The organism is Mycoplasma sp. Z386, assembly GCF_054343375.1.
Window position 1 is genome coordinate 11,921 of the sequence record NZ_JBTGVC010000004.1, and the last position, 24,726, is coordinate 36,646.

General features: G+C 22.9%; 17 protein-coding genes. 4 read left to right on the forward strand and 13 right to left on the reverse strand.

All coding sequences use genetic code 4. The features are described 5' to 3' along the window. Window positions 1-49 precede the first annotated feature (49 nt). Window positions 50-4,234: a hypothetical protein gene (locus ACXX85_RS01005; protein WP_458560397.1), complete on the reverse strand. Its 4,185-nt coding sequence runs from the start codon at window positions 4,232-4,234 to the stop codon at window positions 50-52. A 144-nt stretch (window positions 4,235-4,378) separates the two neighbouring features. Here ACXX85_RS01005 and ACXX85_RS01010 point away from each other — a divergent pair, with 144 nt between their 5' ends. Genes ACXX85_RS01010 through ACXX85_RS01020 form a run of 3 tightly spaced genes read left to right on the forward strand, consistent with a single transcriptional unit; the run spans window position 4,379 to window position 5,901 of the window. Continuing rightward, window positions 4,379-4,906: a tRNA (cytidine(34)-2'-O)-methyltransferase gene (locus tag ACXX85_RS01010; protein ID WP_436359140.1), complete on the forward strand. Its 528-nt coding sequence runs from the start codon at window positions 4,379-4,381 to the stop codon at window positions 4,904-4,906. Then, entirely contained in the window at window positions 4,896-5,642 is a 747-nt protein-coding gene (locus tag ACXX85_RS01015; protein WP_436359139.1) for a TrmH family RNA methyltransferase, read from the forward strand. The genes ACXX85_RS01010 and ACXX85_RS01015 overlap by 11 nt, the downstream gene beginning before the upstream one ends. Then, window positions 5,635-5,901: a DivIVA domain-containing protein gene (locus tag ACXX85_RS01020; RefSeq protein ID WP_436359137.1), complete on the forward strand. Its 267-nt coding sequence runs from the start codon at window positions 5,635-5,637 to the stop codon at window positions 5,899-5,901. The genes ACXX85_RS01015 and ACXX85_RS01020 overlap by 8 nt, the downstream gene beginning before the upstream one ends. 30 nt (window positions 5,902-5,931) lie before the next feature. On the opposite strand, the gene ACXX85_RS01025 is transcribed toward ACXX85_RS01020, so the two are convergent. From ACXX85_RS01025 to ACXX85_RS01060, 8 genes are all read right to left on the reverse strand, one after another. Continuing rightward, entirely contained in the window at window positions 5,932-7,128 is a 1,197-nt protein-coding gene (locus tag ACXX85_RS01025; RefSeq protein WP_436359133.1) for a phosphopentomutase, read from the reverse strand. 97 nt (window positions 7,129-7,225) lie between these two features. Beyond that, the gene (locus ACXX85_RS01030) at window positions 7,226-8,152 is read right to left on the reverse strand and encodes a PfkB family carbohydrate kinase (RefSeq protein WP_436359132.1); all 927 of its coding nucleotides are present in this window, start codon (window positions 8,150-8,152) and stop codon (window positions 7,226-7,228) included. A gap of 1 nt (window position 8,153) precedes the next feature. Next, window positions 8,154-10,217: a PTS fructose transporter subunit IIABC gene (locus ACXX85_RS01035; RefSeq protein ID WP_436359130.1), complete on the reverse strand. Its 2,064-nt coding sequence runs from the start codon at window positions 10,215-10,217 to the stop codon at window positions 8,154-8,156. Between the two features lie 86 nt (window positions 10,218-10,303). Next, the gene (locus ACXX85_RS01040) at window positions 10,304-14,278 is read right to left on the reverse strand and encodes an Mbov_0399 family ICE element protein (protein WP_458560398.1); all 3,975 of its coding nucleotides are present in this window, start codon (window positions 14,276-14,278) and stop codon (window positions 10,304-10,306) included. Beyond that, window positions 14,268-16,895 (reverse strand): Mbov_0397 family ICE element conjugal transfer ATPase, encoded by a 2,628-nt coding sequence (locus ACXX85_RS01045; RefSeq protein ID WP_436359127.1) that lies wholly within the window; start codon window positions 16,893-16,895, stop codon window positions 14,268-14,270. The genes ACXX85_RS01040 and ACXX85_RS01045 overlap by 11 nt, the downstream gene beginning before the upstream one ends. Further along, entirely contained in the window at window positions 16,882-18,078 is a 1,197-nt protein-coding gene (locus ACXX85_RS01050) for an Mbov_0396 family ICE element transmembrane protein (protein WP_436359126.1), read from the reverse strand. Before ACXX85_RS01050 ends, ACXX85_RS01045 begins: the two co-directional genes overlap by 14 nt. Beyond that, window positions 18,078-18,377 carry an Mbov_0395 family pilin-like conjugal transfer protein gene (locus ACXX85_RS01055; RefSeq protein ID WP_436359125.1) on the reverse strand — a complete coding sequence of 100 codons (300 nt, stop codon included), beginning with the start codon at window positions 18,375-18,377 and terminating at the stop codon, window positions 18,078-18,080. The genes ACXX85_RS01050 and ACXX85_RS01055 overlap by 1 nt, the downstream gene beginning before the upstream one ends. Further along, window positions 18,371-19,132 (reverse strand): DNA-processing protein DprA, encoded by a 762-nt coding sequence (locus ACXX85_RS01060; protein WP_436359124.1) that lies wholly within the window; start codon window positions 19,130-19,132, stop codon window positions 18,371-18,373. Before ACXX85_RS01060 ends, ACXX85_RS01055 begins: the two co-directional genes overlap by 7 nt. A 113-nt stretch (window positions 19,133-19,245) precedes the next feature. Between ACXX85_RS01060 and ACXX85_RS01065 the strand changes: the two genes are divergently transcribed. Next, entirely contained in the window at window positions 19,246-20,259 is a 1,014-nt protein-coding gene (locus ACXX85_RS01065) for a YhjD/YihY/BrkB family envelope integrity protein (RefSeq protein ID WP_458560399.1), read from the forward strand. Between the two features lie 26 nt (window positions 20,260-20,285). On the opposite strand, the gene topA is transcribed toward ACXX85_RS01065, so the two are convergent. From topA to rpsB, 4 genes are all read right to left on the reverse strand, one after another. Next, window positions 20,286-22,118 (reverse strand): type I DNA topoisomerase, encoded by a 1,833-nt coding sequence (gene topA, locus ACXX85_RS01070; RefSeq protein WP_436359122.1) that lies wholly within the window; start codon window positions 22,116-22,118, stop codon window positions 20,286-20,288. Between the two features lie 23 nt (window positions 22,119-22,141). Continuing rightward, window positions 22,142-22,693, reverse strand: coding sequence for a hypoxanthine phosphoribosyltransferase (gene hpt, locus ACXX85_RS01075; protein ID WP_436359121.1), 552 nt, complete (start codon window positions 22,691-22,693; stop codon window positions 22,142-22,144). Between the two features lie 75 nt (window positions 22,694-22,768). Further along, complete coding sequence (gene tsf / locus ACXX85_RS01080) at window positions 22,769-23,677, reverse strand: translation elongation factor Ts (RefSeq protein WP_458557557.1); 909 nt, start codon at window positions 23,675-23,677, stop codon at window positions 22,769-22,771. 3 nt (window positions 23,678-23,680) lie between these two features. Then, complete coding sequence (rpsB, locus tag ACXX85_RS01085) at window positions 23,681-24,553, reverse strand: 30S ribosomal protein S2 (protein WP_436359119.1); 873 nt, start codon at window positions 24,551-24,553, stop codon at window positions 23,681-23,683. Window positions 24,554-24,726: the final 173 nt, after the last annotated feature.

Sequence of the window (24,726 nt, forward strand, 5' to 3'; positions counted from 1 at the left end):
TTTCGTTTTTTATTAAATAAAAAATCAATCCTTGCAAAGGACTGATAATTTATTTTGAAAATATATCTTTGAATTTGTCTGGATATAAATAAGACATTTTTTTAATAATTTCATCAAAAGCAATTGGATTATAAGATAATTCTCTATTTTTTAAAAATGAATATTTTTGTGTATCAAAAATTAAAAAGTTGCTTGCACTTCAATTACCACCTTGTGCATCTAAACCAACTACTTTTGCATCACTATCATAGACTCCACTACCTGAAGAACCACTATATCAGTCATAATCTTGAACTTCACCTCATATAGCTGGTCTTATTGCATTAACACCACCTTGTGATGAATTTGAAAATTTTATAGGATTATTTCCTATTAAATATTCTCTATATCTTAATCCCGGATAACTATCACTATTTCCTAAAGCTTGAACTTTTGGTAATGTAGCCATATAAAAATTCAAATTGTTAAAGGAACTTAAATATAAAGATAAATCTGAAATTTCTAAAGGTTTTAGGTTTTTAAAATTTAAAAAGTGACGTATAGCATTTTTTTCTTTTTCATTTAGCAAGCGATTTTTATATTGATAATGATCTAAATCTTGATTTTCAAAAGTAGTAAATATTGGTTTAAAATCAACAATTGCTATAATAGCATCTAAATTATCATAAGTATTTCTATGGACTACTTCTCCATTATTGTTTTTAAAATCACCGTAATAATTTGCTACAGAATTACTAAAATCTAAAAATAAATCAAAAGTTATTCCTTGTTGATCTTGAGGGATTTCAAAATCGAATATATTTCCATCTGGTTGTAATTCAGGATGCTCTTTATTTATGTAAATAGGGAAATATTTATTTGTTTCTGGATTAGTAGATGGTCTTGCAATATTTGTAGAAGCTATTAATTGCGGGTGTTGAACAGTTATTCTTTCATATCCTTGTAAATTTTTATCGAGTGTTCCTATTCCGGATTTTCTGTTTGTATTTCAAACGTGGAAATTAACAAAAGCATAAAATCTATAATCGTTAGAATTGTCATTTACTTTTGCAAAAATATTTCACGTTCCATCAGCATCGGAATTTAAACTAAACACACGATTTCTTCCTTCTTCAATAGGTTTTACTGTATTTTCGCTGTATAAACGGCGAGAACGGTCGTTAGCATTAGGTGCATCTATTAATATATTTTTTCTAGACTCAGCATTAATTACCTTGTCTTCAGTTTTTAAATCATAAGTATTTTTATATCCTGTTGATGTGCTTAAAATAGAATTATTATCTATTTTTTGTTGTTGATGAAAAGATATTTTCTCATCTTTTTCACTTTCATTTTGTATTCAATTAACAAAAAACTCACTTCGATTTATAAAGGCAGAGCGATTATTTGAGTGATTATGAACTGATAAAATATTATTAAATTTAATTTGATTATTTTTAGTGTCTAAACTTAATTTTAATTTATTATTTTCTAAAGATAGACTAAACTTAATATTACTTTTAATTTTAGAAAAGATCTCTTGTTGAAATTCAGGATTTTCAGATACATAATCAAAAAGAAAATCAACATTTTCTAAAGTTTTATTTTCTTTAATATTTTTTAAAGATACAGGCACTCTAACTCTTGAATGAATATCATTAAACTCATTTGAATCTTTAAATTCTCTTGGATTTAAATCTAGTTCAAAAACAAATCAAAAAAGGACATTTTCTGCAGGAAAATCATTTGGAATAATAATTGAATTTAAATCTTCAATAATATAGGCATTATTTTTATTTTCATTAATTTTAAAAATAGAATCTTTTAAATATTCCCTTGTTTTAAATCAATGTATTTTTTGATTTATATTATTTTTTTGTAACTTAAAATCTGTATTTTTATTTTTTATTTTTCTATTTGGATATCTTTTTTCTAAATTATAAAAATCAAAATTATAATCTAATAAAGTATTAAAGTTTTCTACTGAAAAATTAATATTGGTTTTCTTATCAGTATTTTTTTGACTTTCTAAAAGCAAATCATGCTTTGCAATTTTTAAACCGTTGTTTATTTGTGAATTATTCTCTACTAGGTTTTCATTGTTGATAAATAATTGATTTTTTAATTTTTCTGAATTATTTCAATTAAAATTATAAGAAAAACTAATGTTTTTATTAGATACATCTTTTCTTGGTAGAAAATTTATAAAACTATGATTATTGACAATATCAATATATTTAAGTTTATATTTTATTTTTTCTTGAAAACCTGCGATTGAAAACTTACTTAATTCACTAAAAGGAATGTAGATTTTTTTAATAGAAGGAACAGAATTAGAAGCATCAAAATTTTCATCTTCATTTATTACAATTTCTGGATCAAAAGGAAAAGTTGGTTTCTTTTTCTTTTCTTTATAAACTTTTTTCTCAACTTCAAAATAAAAAACAAATATTTTGTCGCTTAAAACTGCTAATTGATTTTGACTTCAATTAAAAGAAGATGTTGCATATATTTCTTTAGAATTTTCATTTTTATAAATATCAAAATTTTCTATAGTTAAATCATTAAATAAAGTATTTTCCTTTATAAATTTATATTTAGATTGTAAATTGAAAGAAGATTTTTTATTGTTATTTATGATTAATTCAGTTACTATGAACTCATTTTGATAGTTACTTAATAGATTAGGATTAAAGCTCAATTTATTTCCGTTTATGTTTAAATCAATATATTTACTTCATTGATTATATTGATCAAAACTTTTTACTAAAACTTTAGCACTAGAAATGTTTTCAGAAGTGTTATTGATAATATTTAAATTTATTAAATTAGAAGAAACTTCAATTGAAGAAATGTCTATATTGGAAACTTCATTAGTTGTAATTGAAGTTTCTTTCTGTATTGGTTTAGTTACTGTGTTATTTAAATAAGAAAAGTATGAAGTGTAATAACTATTTTTGTTTAATAAACTATCTTTACTTATTTCTGAAAAATTAGTTGAATTATGCACATTAATTTCTGTATTTTGAATTAAATTAGCATTTTGAAGTGTAAAAATATTACCATAATTTTCTATTGATTTATTAACATATTCTACATCAATTCCTTGTTCTGGTTCCTTTGGATTATTATTTGAAGTTTCTGTATCATTATTTTTTAATTTGACAACAAATTCCTTTGAAAAATTTGAATTATTATTAAATTTAATTCATTGATTATTAACTTCAACTTCAAAAAAATTAAATTCATAGGTTCCAGCTTCTATATTATTAATTATAAAATAATAATGATTATTTGATGAATTTAAACTAATTTCAGAAGAATAAATTTTATTATTATTTTCTTTATTTATAAAGGAAATTCTTGAATTTTTGTTTACAAAAGAATCTTTAACTTGATTTAATGTTATCTCAAAATTATTTGAAGTATTTTCTGTATTATTTTCTAAAATAATTTCTTTTTTAGCTATAGTTAACTCATTTACTTGATCAATTAAAAAGAATGTTTTAAAAGAAAAATTATTGCTGTTATCATTATTGGTAAATATAACATTGTCTTTATCATCTGTATTAAAAGTAATCTTTTTTATTCAATAATTTGTATTTTCTAATAAGTTATTTGCATTTACTTTTATTTTAATTTTGTTATTTTCTAAAAATTCATAACTTGCTTTATATGTTTGATTATTATTTAAAGTTACTTTAAAATTTTCATCTGTTTTAATACTATTTAAATTTTTACTATCGAAAATTAAACTGAATTCAGCAAAATTATAGTCCCTTCTTACAATTGAAAAAATTGAATTTTTAAAATCAAATTCAGGTTTTTCTTTAATTTTAATTTCATCTGATGGTTTTGTTTGGTGTAAGGTTTTAAAAGAAATTGTTTTATTCTTTAAAATATTTAAGTCATTTAAAAAAATTTCTGAAATTTGATATTCAGTATTGCTTTCTAATTTATTGAAAATAAAAGAAAATTGAAGTTTACTAGAATTTATTGGAAATTGTTTTAAATATCCGTTTTTAAATTTAAAACTTAAATTGTAGTTTTTATTTTGATCTAAATTTTCTATTTTTAAAGTCAAATTAATGCTATTTTCCTTTATATTTGAAATTTTATAATCTTTTAGTTCTTCTTTATTAATAGGTTTGTTTATTGTATCTGTATTACTTTCATTAGTTTGATTACATGAAACTATTAATATAGAAGTACTTGATAAAATGATTGGACTTATTGCTCAAATTTTCTTTTTCATAATTCTCCTCAAATATTTATATATTTTAATTATACATTTTCTTAATTAAAATGATTTAAAAATTAAAATAGTTATAAAAATTTTTTTATAAAATACAATTTAGTATAATTAATAATAAATAAATTATTAATTAAAGAGGTAAAAATGCTCAATATTATCCTATACCAACCTGAAATAAGTCCAAACACAGGAAATATAATAAGAACTTGTTTTGCTCTTGGAGCAAAATTACATATAATCAGACCCATAGCTTTTATTTTAGAACCAAAATGATTAAAAAGACCAGCAGCAGGTAAAAGACTAAGTGATATTAGACATGAAATTCATAATAATTATGAAGAATTTAATCAAAAATATAAAAATCAAAAAATTTATTACATAACAAGATATGGACAAAAAACATATAGTGATGTCAATTTTAAAGAAATTGATCAAAATGGTCAAGATATTTTTTTAATGTTCGGAACTGAATCTACAGGAATTCCTAAAAAAATATTACAAAAAGATTTACAATCTTGTTTAAGAATACCTATGGTTGCTGAAAACAGATCAATAAATCTAGCTAATTCTGTAATTCTTGTTGCATATGAAGTGATGAGACAATTAGACTTTAAAAACCTTTCTTTATTTGAAGTTCAAAAGGGAAAAGATTTTATTTCTAATGATAATTAATTCGCTAAAAAATCAAAAAATTATTGATTTAAACAAATTAAAAATAAAGAAATATAGAGATAAAAGTAACTTATATTTAATAGAAAATCCTAAAATAATAGAAGAAGCACTAAAACAAAATCTCATTGAAGAAATAGTAACTTCACAACAAGAAGTATATGAAAAATTTTCTACAAAATTAAAAATAAAATCTTTTTTAGTTACAGAAGAAATAATAAAAAAACTTTCTTTTACCGATACACCACAAAACATTATTGCTGTTTGCAAAAAAAATACTAATAATTATGATTTTTCTTCTAAAATTGTTATTTTAGATAATATACAAGATCCAGGTAATTTAGGGACCATTTTAAGAAATTGTCAAGCTTTTGGTTTTAAAGATATTATAGTAAAAGGTGTAGATATTTATAATGAAAAGGTTGTAAGATCATCCCAAGGAGCATTTTTCTATTTAAACATTATTCAAACAAATGATTTAGTTTTTTATTTAAATCAACTCAAAAATAAGTATTGAATTTATGGAACGGTGTTAAAAAAAGAAAGTGTAGAATTATCTAATATAAAGAAAAATAAAGAAAAAATAGCAATAATTTTTGGAAACGAAGGAAATGGAATAAGTTCTGAAATTCAAAATTTTATAAATGAAAATATTTATATAAAAATTGATTTTGAATCATTAAATGTAGCAATAGCAAATGGTATAATTTTAAATCACTTTAAGGAAAACAATGATTAAAAGAATTAAAGAAAAAATTTTAAATCAACAATTTGACATAGTTTTAAATGGATACAATCCAGAACAAGTTGATTGATTTTTAGATCAAATTAACGAAGAATTTGATAGTTTCATCGAAAATCAAAACAATCTTGAAACAGAAATTAATAATTTAAAAAATGAAAAAAATGAACTTCAAGAACAAATTGAAATACTTCAATTAGAAATTAATAATTTAAAAAATATTTCTGGAATTAGCGATAAAAAACCAAAAGAATAAAAGGAACTGCAATAGTTCCTTTTATTTTATTTATATAAGTTTGTCAAAAATATCTTCACCAGTTTCAACTAATTCTAAATCAAAATTTCTAGCTATAATATTTCCAGAAGTTCCCAAACCACTTAAAATTCCAAGATTTCTTTCTGAACCTTTAAATGATTTAGAAAAGATTGTTAGTGGTAATGCTTCTCTTGTGTGATTACTTCCTGGGAATGAAGGGTCATTACCGTGATCTGATGTAATTATTAATAAATCATCTTCATTCATTGCATTAATTAATTTTGTTAATTTTATATCAAATGAATTAATATTATGAGCATATCCTTCAAGATTTCTTCTGTGTCCATAGTGTGAATCAAATTCAACTAAATTAACAAAGATAAACTCATTTTCAGTATTTTTAGAAGCAATTTCAATTGCTACATCCATATTTTCGTTATCACTTGCTGGTGGAAATACTTCATCAATTCCTTGACCAACAAAAATATCATTAATTTTACCAACAGCAATTGTTTTTATACCTTTAGCTTGCAATTGATTTAAAATTGTTTGTTTTGGTGGCTTATTAGCATAATCATGACGATTAAAAGTTCTTGTAAATTCTCCATTTTCTCCAACATATGGTCTTGCTATTACTCTAGCAACATTTCATTCAGGATTAGAAGAACAGATTTCTCTTGCTGCTTTTGCATATCTATATAAATTTTCAAGTCCTGTATATTTTTCATGACCACAAATTTGTAATGTTGAATCAGGAGAAGTATAAACAATGATGTGACCTTTTTCAATTTCTTCATTTCCTAATTCAGCTAAAATTACTGTTCCACTAGCTTCCCTGTTTCCGATGATTTTTCTACCATCAAAAGCTTTTTCTAATTTGCTAATTAGTTCTTGTGGAAATCCTTTTTCCACAAATTGTGGATTAGGAACTTTAGTTTCAATTCCCATCATTTCTCAATGACCAGCCAAAGTGTCTTTAGCATTAGATTTTTCTACTATTCTTGCCATATATGCTAAATGATTTTTATTTTTTTTGCCATAATTATGAAGTTTAGTAATTTCTCCAATACCTAATTTTTTTCAAGTAGGAATTTCTAATAAATTACTTTCACTTACATGGAATAGAGTATCAGCACCTTGATCACCAAACTCTTTTTGTCTTCCATCATCACCAATTCCCAATGAATCAGTGACGATCATAAAAATTCTTTTAAATTTTTTTTGCATTTTTTTCCTTTTATAAAAATTTTAAATTAACTTTACCTTTAAATTATATTACTATTTTGTTTTTTAAAATGAAAAAACACCATAATTTAAATGGTGTTTAATAAGATAATTTCTCAATTTTTACGTTATTTAAAAATTTTTCTGTTAATTTTTTATTTCCTAATCATTGAGAAGCAACAGTCCCCATTGCTGCTGCATTAGCTATACGAAAAGAATTTTCAGCATTCTCTAAGTTTAAAAAATAGTTTGAAACAAACATAGAAATAACTGTGTCTCCCGCTCCTGTGGCGGAAACAACATTTATTTTCTCAATTACTGATGCTTTATAAATTTCTTTTTCTTTAGTTAATAAATATGAACCATTTTTATCCAATGAAACCATAACATTTTGACATCCATTGTTTTGAATTTTTTTCATTATTTCTATTAATTCTTTTTCTGAAGAAATTTTTGTATTGAAATTTCTTTCTAACTCGTCCTTATTAGGTTTAATTAAAAAAGGATTGTATTTAATATATGTTTGCATTTTTTCTGTATCAATGTCTAAAACAAAATTAATTCCTTTTTGATAAATAATTTCAATAATTTCTTCTGTTATAAATTCATTGCTATGTCCCATGATTAAAAGAAGATCATTTTTGGTTATTTTATTTAATTCTTTTTTGAGTTTTCCAACTAAATCATAAGACAAATTAGTTTTAGGTCCATTTAGTTCAAAATCTGTATTTTTTCCGTAAAATTTTATATTTAGTCTTGTTTTTTTAGGGTGATCTATATTTATTAATTTAATATTTTCAGTATTAAAAATTTCTTTAAATTCTTTATAAGTATCTGCATCAAAAAAACTTATTGCTGTATTATCGATATCGTGTCTTTTCAAAATAATTGAAGCATTTATTCCTTTTCCGCCTGGGAAAATGTGTGAATCAATATATCTATTTACTTCTTTTAAATTAAAAGTTGCGTTTTCAATAACCAAATCTTTTGATGGAGAAAGTGTTAAAGTATAAATATTTTTACTCATATTATTTAGCTTGTTTTTTATTTGCAAATTTGTGCATTAAAATTATTGTTAATGCTGATGCAAAAGATCCAAGTAAAATAGCTAAAATTCAAAATACAATACCTAAACCAATTTGCAATCCAAAACTATTAAATAGATGTGTTCTTGCTAAAAAGACAACAAACATTCCACCATGTGGTGCAACAATATTAACACCAAGAAGTGCAGAAACTATACCAGCAACTGCTCCACCCACAATGTTAGCAGGTACTAATATTTTTGGTCTTTGTGAAGTATAAGGAATTGCTCCTTCTGAAATGAATGATAAACCAAAAATTATGTTAGAAATTCTTCCAGCTTCAATTTCTTCTTTAGTTCATAATTTTTTACTAATAAACATTGATAATGAAATTCCTAAAGGAGGAACCATACCAGCCGCCATTACTGCAGCCATAGAAACTGAAGATTGACCATTTACAATTGTTAATGTACCAAAAATGTATGCAGCTTTATTAATTGGTCCACCTAAGTCAATTGCCATCATTGAACCAAGAATTAGTCCTAGTAATCATGCTAAATAAGGTTTATTTTGCATTAATTGTAAAAATAATACTAAACCTAAATTTACATAAATTAATACTATGTTAACAACTCAAAATGCTAAAGCTATAACAATTGTTCCAAATAAAGGAATAAATAAAATATTTTTAATTCCTTGTAAATGTTTTGGAAGTTTTCCAAAAACATATTTAGAAAATACAATTATCATTGCACCTACAAAAAATGCTCCAAGTATTCCACCAACAAAACCTGACCCAGTTCCTAAAAATTTATCAGCATTATTTACTCCTGAGTTAGTAATTGATGGTAACAAGAATGAATATGTATCTGATAATCCTCCACTTGCTATTGTCCCGATCACAAAACCAGGTAATAACCCTTGTCTTCCTACTAAAGCAAAAGAAATATAAGCTGTAAGCACAGGAACCGCTAATCCAAGTGATACTTTACCTATTTTGAAAAATAGATTAGCAACACCGTTATTAAATCCAAATGATGCTAAAAATCCGTTAGATTGAATATCAACACCTAATGCTTTACCTACTATTAAATCGATAATGAATCCAATAGCTAAAATAATTCCACCAAAAACTATAAAAGGTAACATATATGAAATACCAGTTAATAGGGAACGATGCATTTTTTTAGCAAAACCACTAAAACTTAATTCCCCTTCTACGTTTTCAGTTTTATTTCCAGAAGAAACAGATTTAATTTTGGTTCCTTTATTATCTAAAATTTTTTGAATTTGTTCTTCTGGTTTATGTATTGCCTTTTGAGTTGAAATTTCAATAACATTAGAACAGTTGGCAAATTTTTCTTTTTCTATTTCTCTATCAACAGCTAAAATTACACCTTTTGCTTTTTCGATTTCAGCACTTGATAAAGGATTTTTTATTCCATCTGCACCTTGTGTTTCTACCTTTATTGAAAGATTCATTTTTTTAGCCTGTTCAATTAATTTTTGCTCGGCTAAATAAGTATGAGCAATTCCTGTTGGACAAGCGGTTACAGCAACTATATCATATGTTTGATTTAAATTGTTATTATTTGTATTTTTATCATTTTCTTGCTCATATTTTTCAATTAATAACATAAAATCATCTACTGTTTGAATTCTTTCTAAAGATTCAATAAAATCAGGTTTGGTTAAAAATTTTGCTAATTTTGACATTATATCTAAATGAGAATTTTCTCTTTGTTGATTAGAAAAAGCCATAGCAAAAATGTATTTAACAGGTTTTCCATCTATGGAATTTCAATCTAAATTATTAACTCTTGCAAATAATAAAGTTGATTCCTTAATACAATCATCACTCATATGTGGAACTGCAATATAGTCACCTATACCAGTTGAATCTTGTTCTTCTCTTTTTAAAAATAAATTAAAAACAGTTTCTTGATTATCACTGTATTTTTTAGAATAAAGTTCTTTAGAAAAGAAATTTAAAACTTCTTTTTTAGAACTAAATTCTTTATTTAAATAAATAGTATCTTTATTTTTAAATAAATCTTTTATTTTCATAATTTTCCTTTCTTTGTATAATTTGAATTTAATTATACCAAATAAAGAAACATATTATGATATAAAAAAATAATGGTTATATCAAATTATTTTCTATATTTAAAGAATTTTTTATAAAATTTAATACCTATTAACGTGGATGAAGTGGTTAAAAAAGCAAAAATAGGTATTAATCAAAGAAAGTTAAATTTTTTTGATTTATTATTTTTCTGTTCTTTGTTAAAAGTTTCTTTTATGTTTTTAAACTTTTCTTTTGACAAAAAATTTATGACATAAAATCTTGTTTTACCAACCAATTTGTTTTCTTTATTATTTAAATTGGGAATTATTTCAAAATTCAAAATATTACTACCGCTTTTTGATACCAATTTCTCTATTTTTTCTTTATTTTCTATATCTAAAATAAAATAATCACTTTCATAATTAAACAAAAATTCATTAAAATAATCTTTAATATAATTAATTATTTTATTTTTTAACTCAAAATAATTTCCTAATTCAGTCTTTAATTCAGGAATTTTATAATTACTCAAATCAATTAATTTTTGATTTTCTATATTTTCTATTTTTACTTTGAGTGTCGAAAAATTAACTATATTGTCATATTTTCCTTTTATTTTGAAAAAAATGAATTTGTTTCTATGAGCAATTAAAGATAAAATTTTTTCATCAAAATATTCAATTTCTAATTCATTAGGAAAAGAAATATTATTATTAATAAAATAAGTATTTATGTAAGAAATTATTTTATTTTTAATCTCTATTTCATCAATAGATTTTAGTATCAAATCTTCCATTTTTATAGTGCTTAAATCCAAAATTTCCTTTATTTTTCTTGTTTTATTTTCAAAATTGAATATAGTTATTATTTTATTTTCATCACTATGATTAGATTTTATTTTTAAATATATAAAATCTTCTTTATTTCTATTTGCTAAATTAATTATTTCTTCTACTTTTTCAGTTTCGTTTTCAATGAAATAATCTTCATTATAATTAAAATTATTTGAGATATTTTCTGCTAAAAAATTTTTAATTTTTTCTAAAATTTTTTCACTATTTGTTTCATTTCCTAAATTAATACTATTGGATGAAAAATTATTAAACATCTTTTTAACTAATTTAAAATTAGTGTTACTTTTTATTTTATAAACGATACTGGAGTTTTCTTTTTTTATAAAATATTGCTCTTGAAAATGGTGAATAACTTCAAAATTAAAAATTAATTTGTCATCCAGTTTTTCAATAAAATAACTCACTTTGTCTTTATTTTCAAAATTGAACCATTCAGAATTAGCATTTAACTCCTGTTCTAAAGAAAAATTTTTAGATATATATTCTTTATCTATAGAAGGTATAATTTCAGTTTTATCAGCACTATTTAAATGCTCAATTTCTTGTAAATAATCAGTTCTTCAAGAAACAGGAATGTAAAAATATTTATTATTTATAACAAAATCAGAATTGGAAACTTCTTCTTTTATATCAAAACTTATTTTAATAATATTTTTATTAGTTTTTAATTGTTCAATTTTTCATATGGTTTTATCTTTGTTTTCAAAATCCAAAATGTTTTCATTAAAAAAATTTTTGTTGCTTTCAAAGTCTTTTTCATTTATTGACTTAGCTTGAAGTTTAATTCCTTCCTCGTTAATTAAAGGATTTATTTCAATGGTATTTTCTAAAATTGTATTTTGAAAATAACCATTTATGGAACTGCTCACATATTCTTGTCAGTACTTTATTATTTTTTCATAATTTATATTTTTTATAGTTTCTTCATTAAATTTATATTTATTTTTTAAATAAATAGATAAATGTTTTCCATATAATGTATCAAAAAAGTTTGAAATCTTGGAATTTACAAAAATTGAAGTGAAATTGTTATTACTTTTTTTATTGCCAATTAGTGCTATTTTATAATTTGTTAATCCTTTTGGCAATTTTGATGTAAACAATCAAATTCCAGAACTTGAAAAATAATTATTTTCATTTTCGCTTATTTTTATCGGTGTTCCATTATGGTTATTTTCATTATCATCAATCAAATTAAATTCATTATTTTGATTGTAAATTTTAAATCTTTTATTTGATGATGTTGAATCATTTACCTTTAAATTTACCCCTTTTTCTATTACAACAGCTTCAGCAATAAAACCTATTTTTTCAAAATTTTTATTTCTTATTTTTCCTAAACTGTCAATAGGATCTTGAAGAAAAATTGTTTCATAAGGCAATAAATTTGAATTATTGGAATAATCAACTCAAACTAACTGTTTTTTAGTTCCGGTTTCTTTATCTATTAATGGGTCATAAAATGGGTTTTTCTTTTTTGAACCATCGTTATTTAAAATAAAATTATTGTTTGAATCCTTTAAAAAAGGTTCTATTAAATCTCTTTGATTTTTATTATTTGCTGGATCTCAAGCAAATCACCTTAATTTTAAATCTAAATTGTTATTTTCTATTTCAATAATAGCGGTTCATCTGAAGATTTCATTTTTATTTTCTTTATTTATATCACTTTTATCATATTTCACCAAATCTATTTTATAGACCGCATTTGTAGATTCTTTGTAGTTAAAATTTAAGTCATAGAAGAAATCTCTGTTTATTACATCTATCTTTCTATCGTTAATGTAAAGAATTTCATTTTCTTGTGGTAAGGTTTTAAAATTTATTTTAACTGGAGTATTATAAACTCAATGACCACCATAAGTTTCAGTTATATTTTTATCATTTGCTTTTCTAGTTCTTGAATCATTTATCAACTCTAATGAATTATAATTAGTTATATCTAAATATTTACCAGGAACTATAACTAGTCTATCTTTCATAAGTTGACTTCTAAAAATTTCAGTTTCTTTATATTTTATTGTTGTATTTTCAGTTAAATTCAATATATTTTCTGAATTTGTGATTTTATTTCTATATCTTAAAGAAAAATTGATAGTTTCTATATTTGATTTTCTAACTGTTCTATATTGAAGATTGATATCGTTTGCAAACTTTACATCATTATAACTACTTTTAAATTTTCTAATTTTTTCTTCTAAATACTCAATATTTGTTTTTAATGAACTACTTCTTTTTTCTGTATAAAGACCATTAGATGCACCTGTATCTGTATTAATTTCTAAGTAATTATTAGTTAAAAAATTAGAAAAAAATCTATTTTTTATAATATTTAAACTTTTTAAAGTTTCATAATGGTCTACATTCAATAAATCATAATTAATGTGAAAATTAAAAGATAATTTAACTTTAAAATTTGTTAATCTAACATGAATATTATCTATATTATTGCCATTAAATTGTCCATTGGTTAAATAAAATTGTAATTCTACTTTTAAATTATCCATAAAAAAACTTTTTATTTCTTTATTATTTGTTGAAAAACGTTCTTTATATTCGTCAACTTTTTCATTTAACTTGCCAAAAACATACTTACTGATATTCAAACCATTAGAACCACTTGTAGAAAATTGTAAATCAGGAAAATTTTCATTTTGCTTATCTAATCCAAAGTAAAAATATAACTGTTTATGTTGATTATTTAAAATATTATATCTAATATAAGAATTGTGAATTGCAAAAGAACCATCATCATGATTTAAACCATTTGGAGCTAATTTAGATCCTATAAATTCCGTTCTTTGAAAATTAAAATTTTGATATGTTCACCCTTCTAAACCAGAAGCTATATTTATATTAGCTCCATATCATTTGGGATTTAAGTAATTTACTCAACTTCATAATCCAAAACCACCTTTTTTATTTGTGTATTCATGTTGAGCATATTTTCTATTTCAATTATAACTATCATAAAAAACAGTAAATGGTTTTTTATTTGAATTTATTTCATTGAAAGATCTTATTCATTCACTATAAGTTAATAAATCTCTTAAATTAGGTGAAAACTCAAATTCAGTTACAAATCTTTCATTAAAATTATGATTAGTTTTTGAATTATCCCTAATGTTTTGTTCATTCAATTCCATTGATGACATCATAAAAGGTATAAACGGAACAGTTGTTAATAAAAAATTATTAATTTTCATTATTCTCCATATTAATTAGCATATTTTTCTCTATTTCGTTATAATAAACTCTAAAATATACTTTCTTTTTCAAAGAAGATACAAGTAAAGATTCTCCTTTTCTTGCATTTAATAAGAAGTTAGTATCAAATTCATTTATTAAATTAAAATTTTCATTTTTTGAAAAAGGATTAAATAAAGAATTAATTATTTTTATATCGTCACCAGGTAAATTGAATAAGAATTTATATTGAATATTTTTTAATATTCCATTAGTTTTATTTCTCATATTTTCATTTAATGAAAAGTCAGATGGATTTTGTGTAGATAAAATAAGTGAACCTTTAAATTTTCTTATGGTTTTAGCAGTATCAAAAATAAAGTCTAATGTTTGCAAGTTTTTGTGGTCTAAAAATTTATGAACTTCATCAAAAATAACTAAACTTTTTCTTTTATTTTTATAAAAATTATCGTTTATTTTTGTTTGAATTAAATTTAAAATCATAAAGAAAAAAGCATTGGAATTTTCTTTTGTAGAATTTTCTGTAAATGTCTTTACATCTATAATAATAAAATCTGAATTTAAATCCAAATTAGTTTTACCATTATAATTAGATGAATAAATTCCACTATTTTCAAAATTAATTTTTAATCATTCTAGCAATTTTATCCTTTCTTTTTCATATATTTCTTTATAATTTTTATCAAAATTTATTTCCTTAACTTTAATTATTAAATCACTAATTATAGGGAAATTCACTATATCATCTTTTAAATTTAAATTATTATAAATTTCTTTTAACGCTTTTATAAGTATGTATTCTTTTTCTTCTGTTAAATTTGGATATAATATTTTAATTCAATTTATAAAAAATACTATTTGATTTGTTATAGATCTTTCTATATTTTTATAATCTATAACAAACATTTGTAAAGGATTTATAGTTGTTTTTCCTGTACCTAAATCAAGTCAACTAATGGGAAACATATTTTTAAAATTTTGATATTCTCTTTGTGGATCAATTATTATAACTGAACTATTATTTTTGAGATAATTATCTAAAATAATCTTTTTTATTGTAGTAGTTTTACCACTACCAGAAGTACCGAAAAAAATACAATTTGAATTTGTATGATTAAAATTTCTTTTTCAAATATCTCAAATTATAGATTGCTTTTTATTTTTTCCAAGTAGAAACGAATTTTTATCAATATTTTTTTCAAATGTAAACGGTCAAGCATAAGCAATATTTCTTGAAACCATTTCTATATTTTCTTTTAATTGATCATTATTTAAAAAAGAAAAGGTTTTATATGCATCTATTTGTCTAAAATTTAATTTATTCATTATTGATTTCTCCTTTTTTATTGAATTATTTAAAACTAAATTTACATCATTTTTTAATTCACTTAAATTTTTATTAATATTTAAAAAAAGCATTGATGTCTTAAATAACTTATAATTTTCCACATTTAAAAGATAAGATAATTCATCAAGTGCTTCAATATTTTTTAACTCTTTTTTGCTTCTATATTGAGATTTTTTATTAAATGCCATACTGGTAAGCACTTTATTATTAGCAGCGTTTATTATTTTTTCATAATCTTCGGAAGCTATAGGTGATAAATGTCAAATAATTCAAGAATTATTAGAATTGAAAAATGTTTCAGCTCATCCTACATTTAAATTTAATGCTAAATCATTAATGGTGCTAATTTTACCTTGAAAAGAGTTAACAGAAAAATGATTTTTCTTAAAAACTAATTTTTTAGGTTTTAACAAATCAATTAATTTTTCTTTACTATTAATTTCATAAAAATCATTTAAAAGATTTTCAAAAGGATTAAAAAAAGAAAATAAAAATTTTATAACATTTTCTTTATTTAGTGTATTATTAGATATTTCTTGTTTATCAAAAAAGTCTTTAATATATTTTAATTCTTCATTTATACTTTCTTTTTTTGAAGAAAATATAATAAGAAAATATTCATCTTCAAATTCAAAATTCTGAAGGTTTTTTATATCTTCTTTACAATTATCAATATATGAATTTACTTCTTGATTTACAAATTTAAAATCTTTTTCTTCATCAATATTTATAGAAAAATTTATATTTTTTCTTGCTTTTAAAAAAGAAATTTTTTCTTCTCTTGTGTTAAAAAAACTAACAAACTGATCTAAAAAATATTTCTTTTCTTCAGTGTTTCTTGTTCAAATATTCAAACCATCAAATTTTATGACTGATATAAACTTATATTTATTTTCTATTAAATTTTTAAGTTTAATTTGACCATCATCATTTATATCATCTAAATTTACAAAAAAATTTGTGTTTGTTTTTTTAGAACTTTTACTAAAATTCTTATTTTCTGTCCAAAACATTATAATTCTTCATAGAATAACTCAAATTCTTGCATTATGTGATGGAATATAAATTAATAAAGAAGCAAAAAGCAATGATAAAACAAAAATAATAGAAATTGAAATTATTTTTTTATATTTTAAAATATCTGGAACAGAATATCAACCTATAAAAAAAGAAATTATAATTTCAGAAAAAAGAAATATTAAATCAGATAAATAAAAATTTCTTGCTATCAATATTTTATTTTTTTTGATACTTTTAGGTTGAAGCATTTTTTCCTTTCAAATTAGTGGTTATATCGTTATATGTTTTATTCAAATGTATATCATCTAATTGTAGAGATATTTTTTTTGAATTTAGTTCTTCAATGGAAATAAATTTAGTTAACTCTGTTTTATTATTTTTAAGATTTGCATTTTGACTTTTAATTATTTCTTTATTTTTTATAAAATTTTTGATTTCTTTTAAAACACTATTAGTTTCCTTTATATTTTCTTTTATTTTATATTCTTGATTTGTTAAAATTGAAATATATTTTAAAAACTTATTACAAGAAATAGCACCTCCTATTAACAAAATAGTTAAAATAAACATTTTGCTAAAATAATTTAAACTATTAACTTCAGTTATTCATGAATTTATAGAAATAGCATAAAAAGAAAAAATATTCAGAATCACTAAATAAACAAAAATAGAAATAAGTTTTGAAAAGAAACTTCTTTTTCAATATAAAAATTTCTTACCTTCATCCATTAAAATTGTTGAAAAGATAAACGGAGAAATTAAAAATAAAAAGAAATATTGAAATGTTTTATTAGCTAAATTTATACCACTTTTTATAAAAATAATTATTAACGAAATACCTACTATTGCAGGAAAAAATAGCAATTGTGAAGATGAAACAGAAAGATTTTTATAAGTTTCAAAATCAATAACTGAATAAGAATTATTATTTGTCAATTTTGTTCAAATGCTTTCCTGTATATCTTCTGGTTTTAGTGCTAAAAATATATTGTTAGCTATATTAGTTTTACTATTAAAACTTATAATCAAAATATTAAATATACTATTAAATATATTAATAACAATAAAACTTAAAAGTGGAATAAGAAAAACTAATAAAATTGAAGGTATTATATTCTTAAAAAGATTAAGAATTTTCACATTTTTATCGTTTTTCTTTGAGAATGACAATTTAATAATAACAGATATAAAAATTCCTATAAATACAATGCTGTTAATTATCAAAAAAGCACTAAAAACAATAGGTATTTTAATCTCACTATACTTTAATTGCTCTGCAGCTTTGCCAAAAAATAAAAGATTAATTAAAGGCGTGCTTAAAAAATTAAAAACTTGTGTAATTACAGATAAAAATTTAAAAGGTATTGTTATGAAAACAAACCAAAAAAATGAAAAAATAGAATAAAAAATTCTATCAACTATATCTAGCATTATGATATTCCAGAAGCTGCTTTTTTACTTATATCAACTGCAAAATTTACACCAATAGCGAAAATTATGATTATAACTACAAAAATAACTAAAATTATAAAAAAATGTACAATATTAGCTTTTCTTTTTTCACCAATAGAATAAACGATTTTTATACCAGTATAAATCGCTGCAATCATCAATAAAAAACCTACAAGTCCTGCAAATGCAGATAAAACAATATAACCAATTGAACTTGTTTTTTCAGCAATTTCGTTAATTATTACTTCACCACTATCGCTAGCAAATAACTTTAACATTCTTTCTCCTTAAATTCATAGACATCCTTTACAGAAGTTATTAAATTAGCCCCTTGTTTTATTAAACTAGAGTTTCCATCTTCTTCGCTAAAGTCACCAGGAAAACAGTAAACTTCTTTTCCGACATTAAGAAAATTGCTAACCAAATTCATTATTCCACTTTTAGTTTTTGAAGAATAAATTATAAGTGCATCACTCAATGCTGCAACCAGTCTATTTCTGTTTCTCAATTTATTTTTTGAAATATTGACATTATTTGGATATTCAGAAATAATTAAAGTCTTTTCATCCAAATCCACTTTGTTGGCAAAATAAGGATTATTTAACCCATTTGCTGAAATATAAATAGTTTCACCTTGTTTTAGTTTATAAAAATCATTGATTTTCATGTCTAAGTTTTTATAATAACAAGTTACTAATGTATGTCTTTTTATAACCTCTGGTAATGATTGATTAAGAAATTCATCTATTTTTTCATTATGAAAATCACCTGTTAAAGTCATTTTTCATTCTCTTTTTAAAAGTTCTATATTTCCTTCATAAAATATAACAAAAGGTGGATTTGTTAATATTTTAAAAGATTCAGGATATTCTTCATCCATTATAGTAATTGCTTTTATTTCTTTACTTTTGACCAAATCATCTATTTTTTCCAGTTCTTCTTCTGGTACTTTTTCTAATGTTTTTAAAGCATTATAAATTTCCATAAAATTTCCTGAGTATTTTATTGCAAAATAAATTAATATATTATTCATTTTTCCCTCCATTTAAATTTTCTTTTTTTTAATAAAAAATAATAAAAAAAACTAATTTAGGAAAAAAGAGCAATTTTTCATAAATTTATAAGACTAAATAGTATAATTTAGCAATGAAAAACAATAATTGATTTAAAGACAAATTAATAAAAAAGAAAAATAAATTTTTGATAAAAAGACTTTTAAATTTCTTTATTTTAATAATATTAAAAATATCTATAAGACCTAAAACTTGAAAAACTAGAAAAGATGAAGTTAAAACTCTAGTGTCTAGAAGTATTAATAAGTTAGCTTCTGTGGAATTTGCTTTTTTACCACCTGGATTTGCTTTTTATCTTTTTGTTTCCTTTATACCTATTCTTATTATTAGTTTTTCAATTATTTCTTCTATTAATTTTGGTTGATTTTCAAATAATTTAGAAAATCTCAAAGATTTTTTATTAGAACAAATTTTAAATCGTTATATTCCAGGAATTAATAATTCAATTCCAAAAACACTTAATATTTTTTCAAGCACAACTTGAGAAACAACTACTTTTATTTTATTATTAATTTCATCGCTTTGAATTGCGTCATCAGGTTATGCAAAATTTATATCTAGTCAATCTGTTATTTATAATCACAAAAATACGGGAAATATCTTTTTAAATCGTTTAAAAGGAATATTAATTGTAATAATAATTTCAACAATTTTATCTTTATTTTTAAGTGTTTCTTCTTTAATTTTTATTTCATTAAAAAGTAAAATTGAAGAAATTTGATTATATGATTTGTCTTTTTATTTAATTTCAATTATATTTTTATTTAAGTTTTTTTATATTACATGATTAATTACTTTAAAAATAAGCCCTGTATTTAAAATTAGCTTTAAACAAATTTTGCCAGGAACTTTTATTAGTGCATTATCTTCAACTTTATTTTCAATTATTTTTGGTTTTCTAGCATCAGCAAAATTTATTAATTATGATAAGTTTGGAACATTAGCTACTTTTTTATATCTTTCTACATTTTGTTTATATATTTCATACTTGTTATATTTTGGAGTTATAATAAACGAAGCATTTTATAAGAGTTTATTTAGTCAAATTACTAAACATAAATATAAATTTCAAAAAACAAAAATATAAAACACAGAAAAATTCTGTGTTTTTGTTTATTTTTTACGTCTAAAAACCTTTTTAGCGTCTGGATCAGGTTTCATAAATTTACATTCAGGAAATGAAGAACATCCAATAAATCTTTGACCGTTTTTCTTATTATAACGATAAATTAAAGGTGCTTCATTCTCAGGACAATTTTCCCCTGTATATTCCAGTGGAATTTGCACTTTTTTATTATTTTGTTCTGAATCAGCCATTTTTTCTTGAAAATCATTTCAGAAAGTATTCATAAAAGATTTGTAATCTTCTTTACCTTCTGCAATTTCATTTAATTCTTCTTCAATAGAAGAAGTGTATTTTTCTTGAATAATTTTAGGAACTGAATCTTTTAAAACTTCTAAAGCAGCATAACCAAAATCCGTAGGTATTAATGCATTATTTTTAGATTCAACATAAAATCTATCTTTTAAAACAGAAACTGTTGATGAAAAGGTGGATGGTCTTCCTACTTTAATTTCATCCATAGCTTCAATTAAAGAACCTTCATTATATCTGCTTGGTGGGTTTGTTTGATTTTCAGAAGGAATGTATTCGTTAACTTTTACAATTTCACCTTTCTTAAAATCAGGGATAAAATCATCTTTATCACGACCTATTAAAGAAAAATATCCATCAAAAACTACTTTGGAAGAACTTAATTTAAATCAGTGTCCGTTATTTTCGAATTCATAACGAACGATTTCTCTAATAGGTGTTTCCATAACAGCTTGTAAAGAAATGTTATAAATTAAATTATAAATTTTATATTGTGAATCATTTAAATTAAATTTAACTTTAGCCATATCAGGTGTTAATGTTCAATCTGTAGGTCTAATGGCTTCGTGGGCATCTTGATCTCCAGAAATCCCTTTTACAGTATTAGAAACATAGTTTTTTCCGTATTTTTTCTCTACATAACTTTTAGCGTTATTTATAAATGTTTGACTTAATCTAGTTGAATCTGTTCTTGGATAAGAAATTAATCCACCACTTTCATCAATACCTTCATAAAGTTCTTGTAAAACTTTTGTTACTAACTTAGAAGACATACCTGCTTTTTTAAACAAAGTAGATTGTTTTAAAGGTGTAATTTTAGCATCTGCTTTTCTTGTTATTTTTATATTTTTAACAACTAAATCACCTTTTAATTCTGACATTATTTTATTAATGTTAAAATTACTAATTCATTCAGAATTTTCAAATTCTTTCTTGTCCTTATAAAAGAAACTAAACTCTAAATTATTATCTGATGTTGCTTTTATTGTGTGGTATTTAGTTGGAATAAATTTTTTGATTTCTTCTTCACGATCTACAACTAATTTAAGTGCAATGGATTGAACTCTTCCTGCTGAAGGGTTTGTTCTTGCATTTTGAATTTTTCTTGTTAATAAGTTGGATAATCTAAAACCAATTATTCTATCGAGCATTCTTCTTGATTTTTGTGAATTAATTAAATTTTGATCAATCATTAAAGGTTTATTAATAGCGTTTTTTATAGCTTCTTCTGTGATTTCATTATATTTAATTCTTTGATATTTATTTTCAATATTCAATGCTTCAACTAAATTATATCCAATCGCTTCTCCTTCACGATCCGGGTCAGTTGCGATTAAAACTTCATCAGATTCTTTTGCAGCTTTTTTCAATTCTTTAATAATAGTTTTTTTCTTTATATCTTCTTTATAAATGGGTTCTCAATTTTCAAAATCGATCCCTAAACCGTAAATACCGCTTGTTTTCATTTCAAAAATATGCCCATTACAAGCCATAACTTGATAATCGGTTCCTAAATATTTTTGAATTGTTTTAATTTTATTTGGTGACTCAACAATTACTATTTTTTTCATATTATTTAATTATATAAGAATATTTACATATCATCAAAACTTTTTTCATCAAAAACTCCAATATATGGTAAATTTCTCATTTTTTCCTTTACATCCAACCCAAAACCAACTAAAAATTCATTAGGAACTTCAATACCAAATTTATCTGGATTATAATTTGTTTGTCTTCCGCTTGGTTTATTCAATAAAGTTAAAACTCTTAAACTTTTTGGTTTTTTAGCTTTTAATAATTCCACAACTTTTTCAATTGTTATCCCTGAATCAATGATATCTTCTGTAATTAGAACATCTTTCCCAACAATATCATGAGCTAAATCCATAATTATTTTTACAGATCCAGTTGATTGTTGCCCACCTGCATATGAAGATAAAGTCATAAAATCAATAATATGATCAACTTTTATATCTTTAATTAATTGAGCAAGAAAAGGTAATGAACCTTTTAGTAAACCTATAATAACTAAATCCTTGGACTCTTTATATGTTTCATTAACTCAGTTAGCTAATTCCTTTATTGTTTTTTCAAGATGTTCTCTTGTGTATAACACTTTTTTTATTCTTTTGTCAATTTCCATTTTATTTATAAAATCCTTTTTTTAAATTTATTAATAAAAAATTAGGAAATATTTTTGTCCTAATTTTTTAAAATATTATTTTTTTGTTGCTTCAGCTACTTGTGCAGCTACTTCAGCAGCAAAATCAGTTTCTTGTTTTTCAATACCTTCCCCAACTTCAAAACGAACTATTTCTAGTAAAGAAGATTTTTTAGAATCTAAATATGATTTAACTTTAAAACTGCTGTCCATTACAAATTCTTGTAATTCTAAAACAATTTTAGCAAGTTCTTTTTCAACTTTACCATTAATCATCATTTGTTTAATGTTCTCTGGTTTTTTAGAATTTTTTGGATCATTTTCAATTTCTAAAGTAAATTCTTTAGTTAATTTATCAACTTCAGAACTTGGAACTTGTGAAACAAGAGCATACTCTGGATTCATAGCAGCAACGTGCATTGAAACATTTTTAGCAGCTTCTTCATTTTCTCCGTTAATTAAAACTAATGATGCAACTCTTCCGTTTGTATGAATGTATGAACCAATTCTTTGTGATTCAGATGCAGATAATTTTTTAGCTCTTCTAAAAGCAATTTTTTCACCAATTGTTGCAGTTGCATCAACACATAACTCTTCAATTGTTTTTCCGTTTTCATCTTTTAAATGAGTTGCTTCTTCATTAGAAGAAAAATCCCCTTTTAAAAGCACTTGACCTATTTTATTAACTAAATCAATAAATTGCTTATTTTGTGCAACAAAGTCTGTTTCTGAATTTACTTCAAAAACTACAGCAGCTTTTCCATTTGTTGCTACTGATACTAAACCTTCTGCAGCAATTCTTCCTGCTTTTTTAGCTGCTTTAGCTTTTCCGTTTTCTTGTAATCATAAAATTGCTTTTTCAACACTTCAACTTGAAGCTTCTAAAGCTTTTTTACAATCCACCATAGGAGCATCTGTTCTTTCTCTTAACTCTTTTATAAGAGCCATTGTATTAACTTTTTCCATTATTTACTCCTTTTCAACTTTTTCTACTTTATTTGCATTTTCTTTGAAGTTATTTCTTCTTTGAAATTCTCTTTTTTCTTTTTCTGGATCTTCAGGTAAAATAACTTTTTCATCTTCTTGATATGCAAATAATTGTTTTCCATTTTTAGCAGCAACAATAGCATCTGCTAAAATTGTTAAAATTAATGTAATTGATTTTACAGAATCGTCGTTTGCAGGAATTCCAAAATCTACTCATTCTGGATCTGCGTCTGTATCTAAAATACCAATAACTTTAATTCCTTTTCTTTTTGCTTCTTTAATAGCAATTAAATCATTTTTAGGATCAGCAATAATCATTACATCTGGAAGTCTTTTCATCTCCCTAATCCCTTGAAGATTTTTGTGTAATTTTTGAAGTTCTTTAGTTTTTAAAACTCCTTCTTTTTTAGTGTAACCTTCAAAGTTAGTTTCTGCTAATTTTTCTAAGTCTTCCATTTGTCTAACTCTTGAAAAAATAGTTCTATTATTTGTAATAGTTCCACCTAATCATCTTTCAGAAACATAAATTGAATTTGTTCTTAAAGCTTGCTCTTCAACTGCTTTTTTAGCTTGTCTTTTTGTTCCAACAAAAATAAATGAAGCTCCTTTTTGTGCTGCTTTATAAACTAATTTGTAAGCAAATTCTAAAGCTCTTTGAGTTTTTAAGATATCAATAATATGTGTTCCTAATTTTTTTGTATGAATGTATGGTTTCATTTTAGGATTTCATTGTGAAGCTTTGTGACCAAAATAAGTTCCAGCTTCTAATAATTTTTGTTTTGAAACAATTTCTCTTTCATTTGATTGAGAATGTGTTTCTTTTGCATTGTGATGCATTTCTTTTTTTTCTGACATTTTTTCCTCTTTTTATTTGTTATTCTTCCTATAATTTCGAACATTTGGCACTTTTCTCAAGCACACCCAAATGAATTCATTATAGTGCTTTTTTATTTTTTAAATTTTATATATTAAATTTTACCAAATTTTTTCAATATAAAAAGAAAGAAGTTAAATTAAGTTTCTTTCTT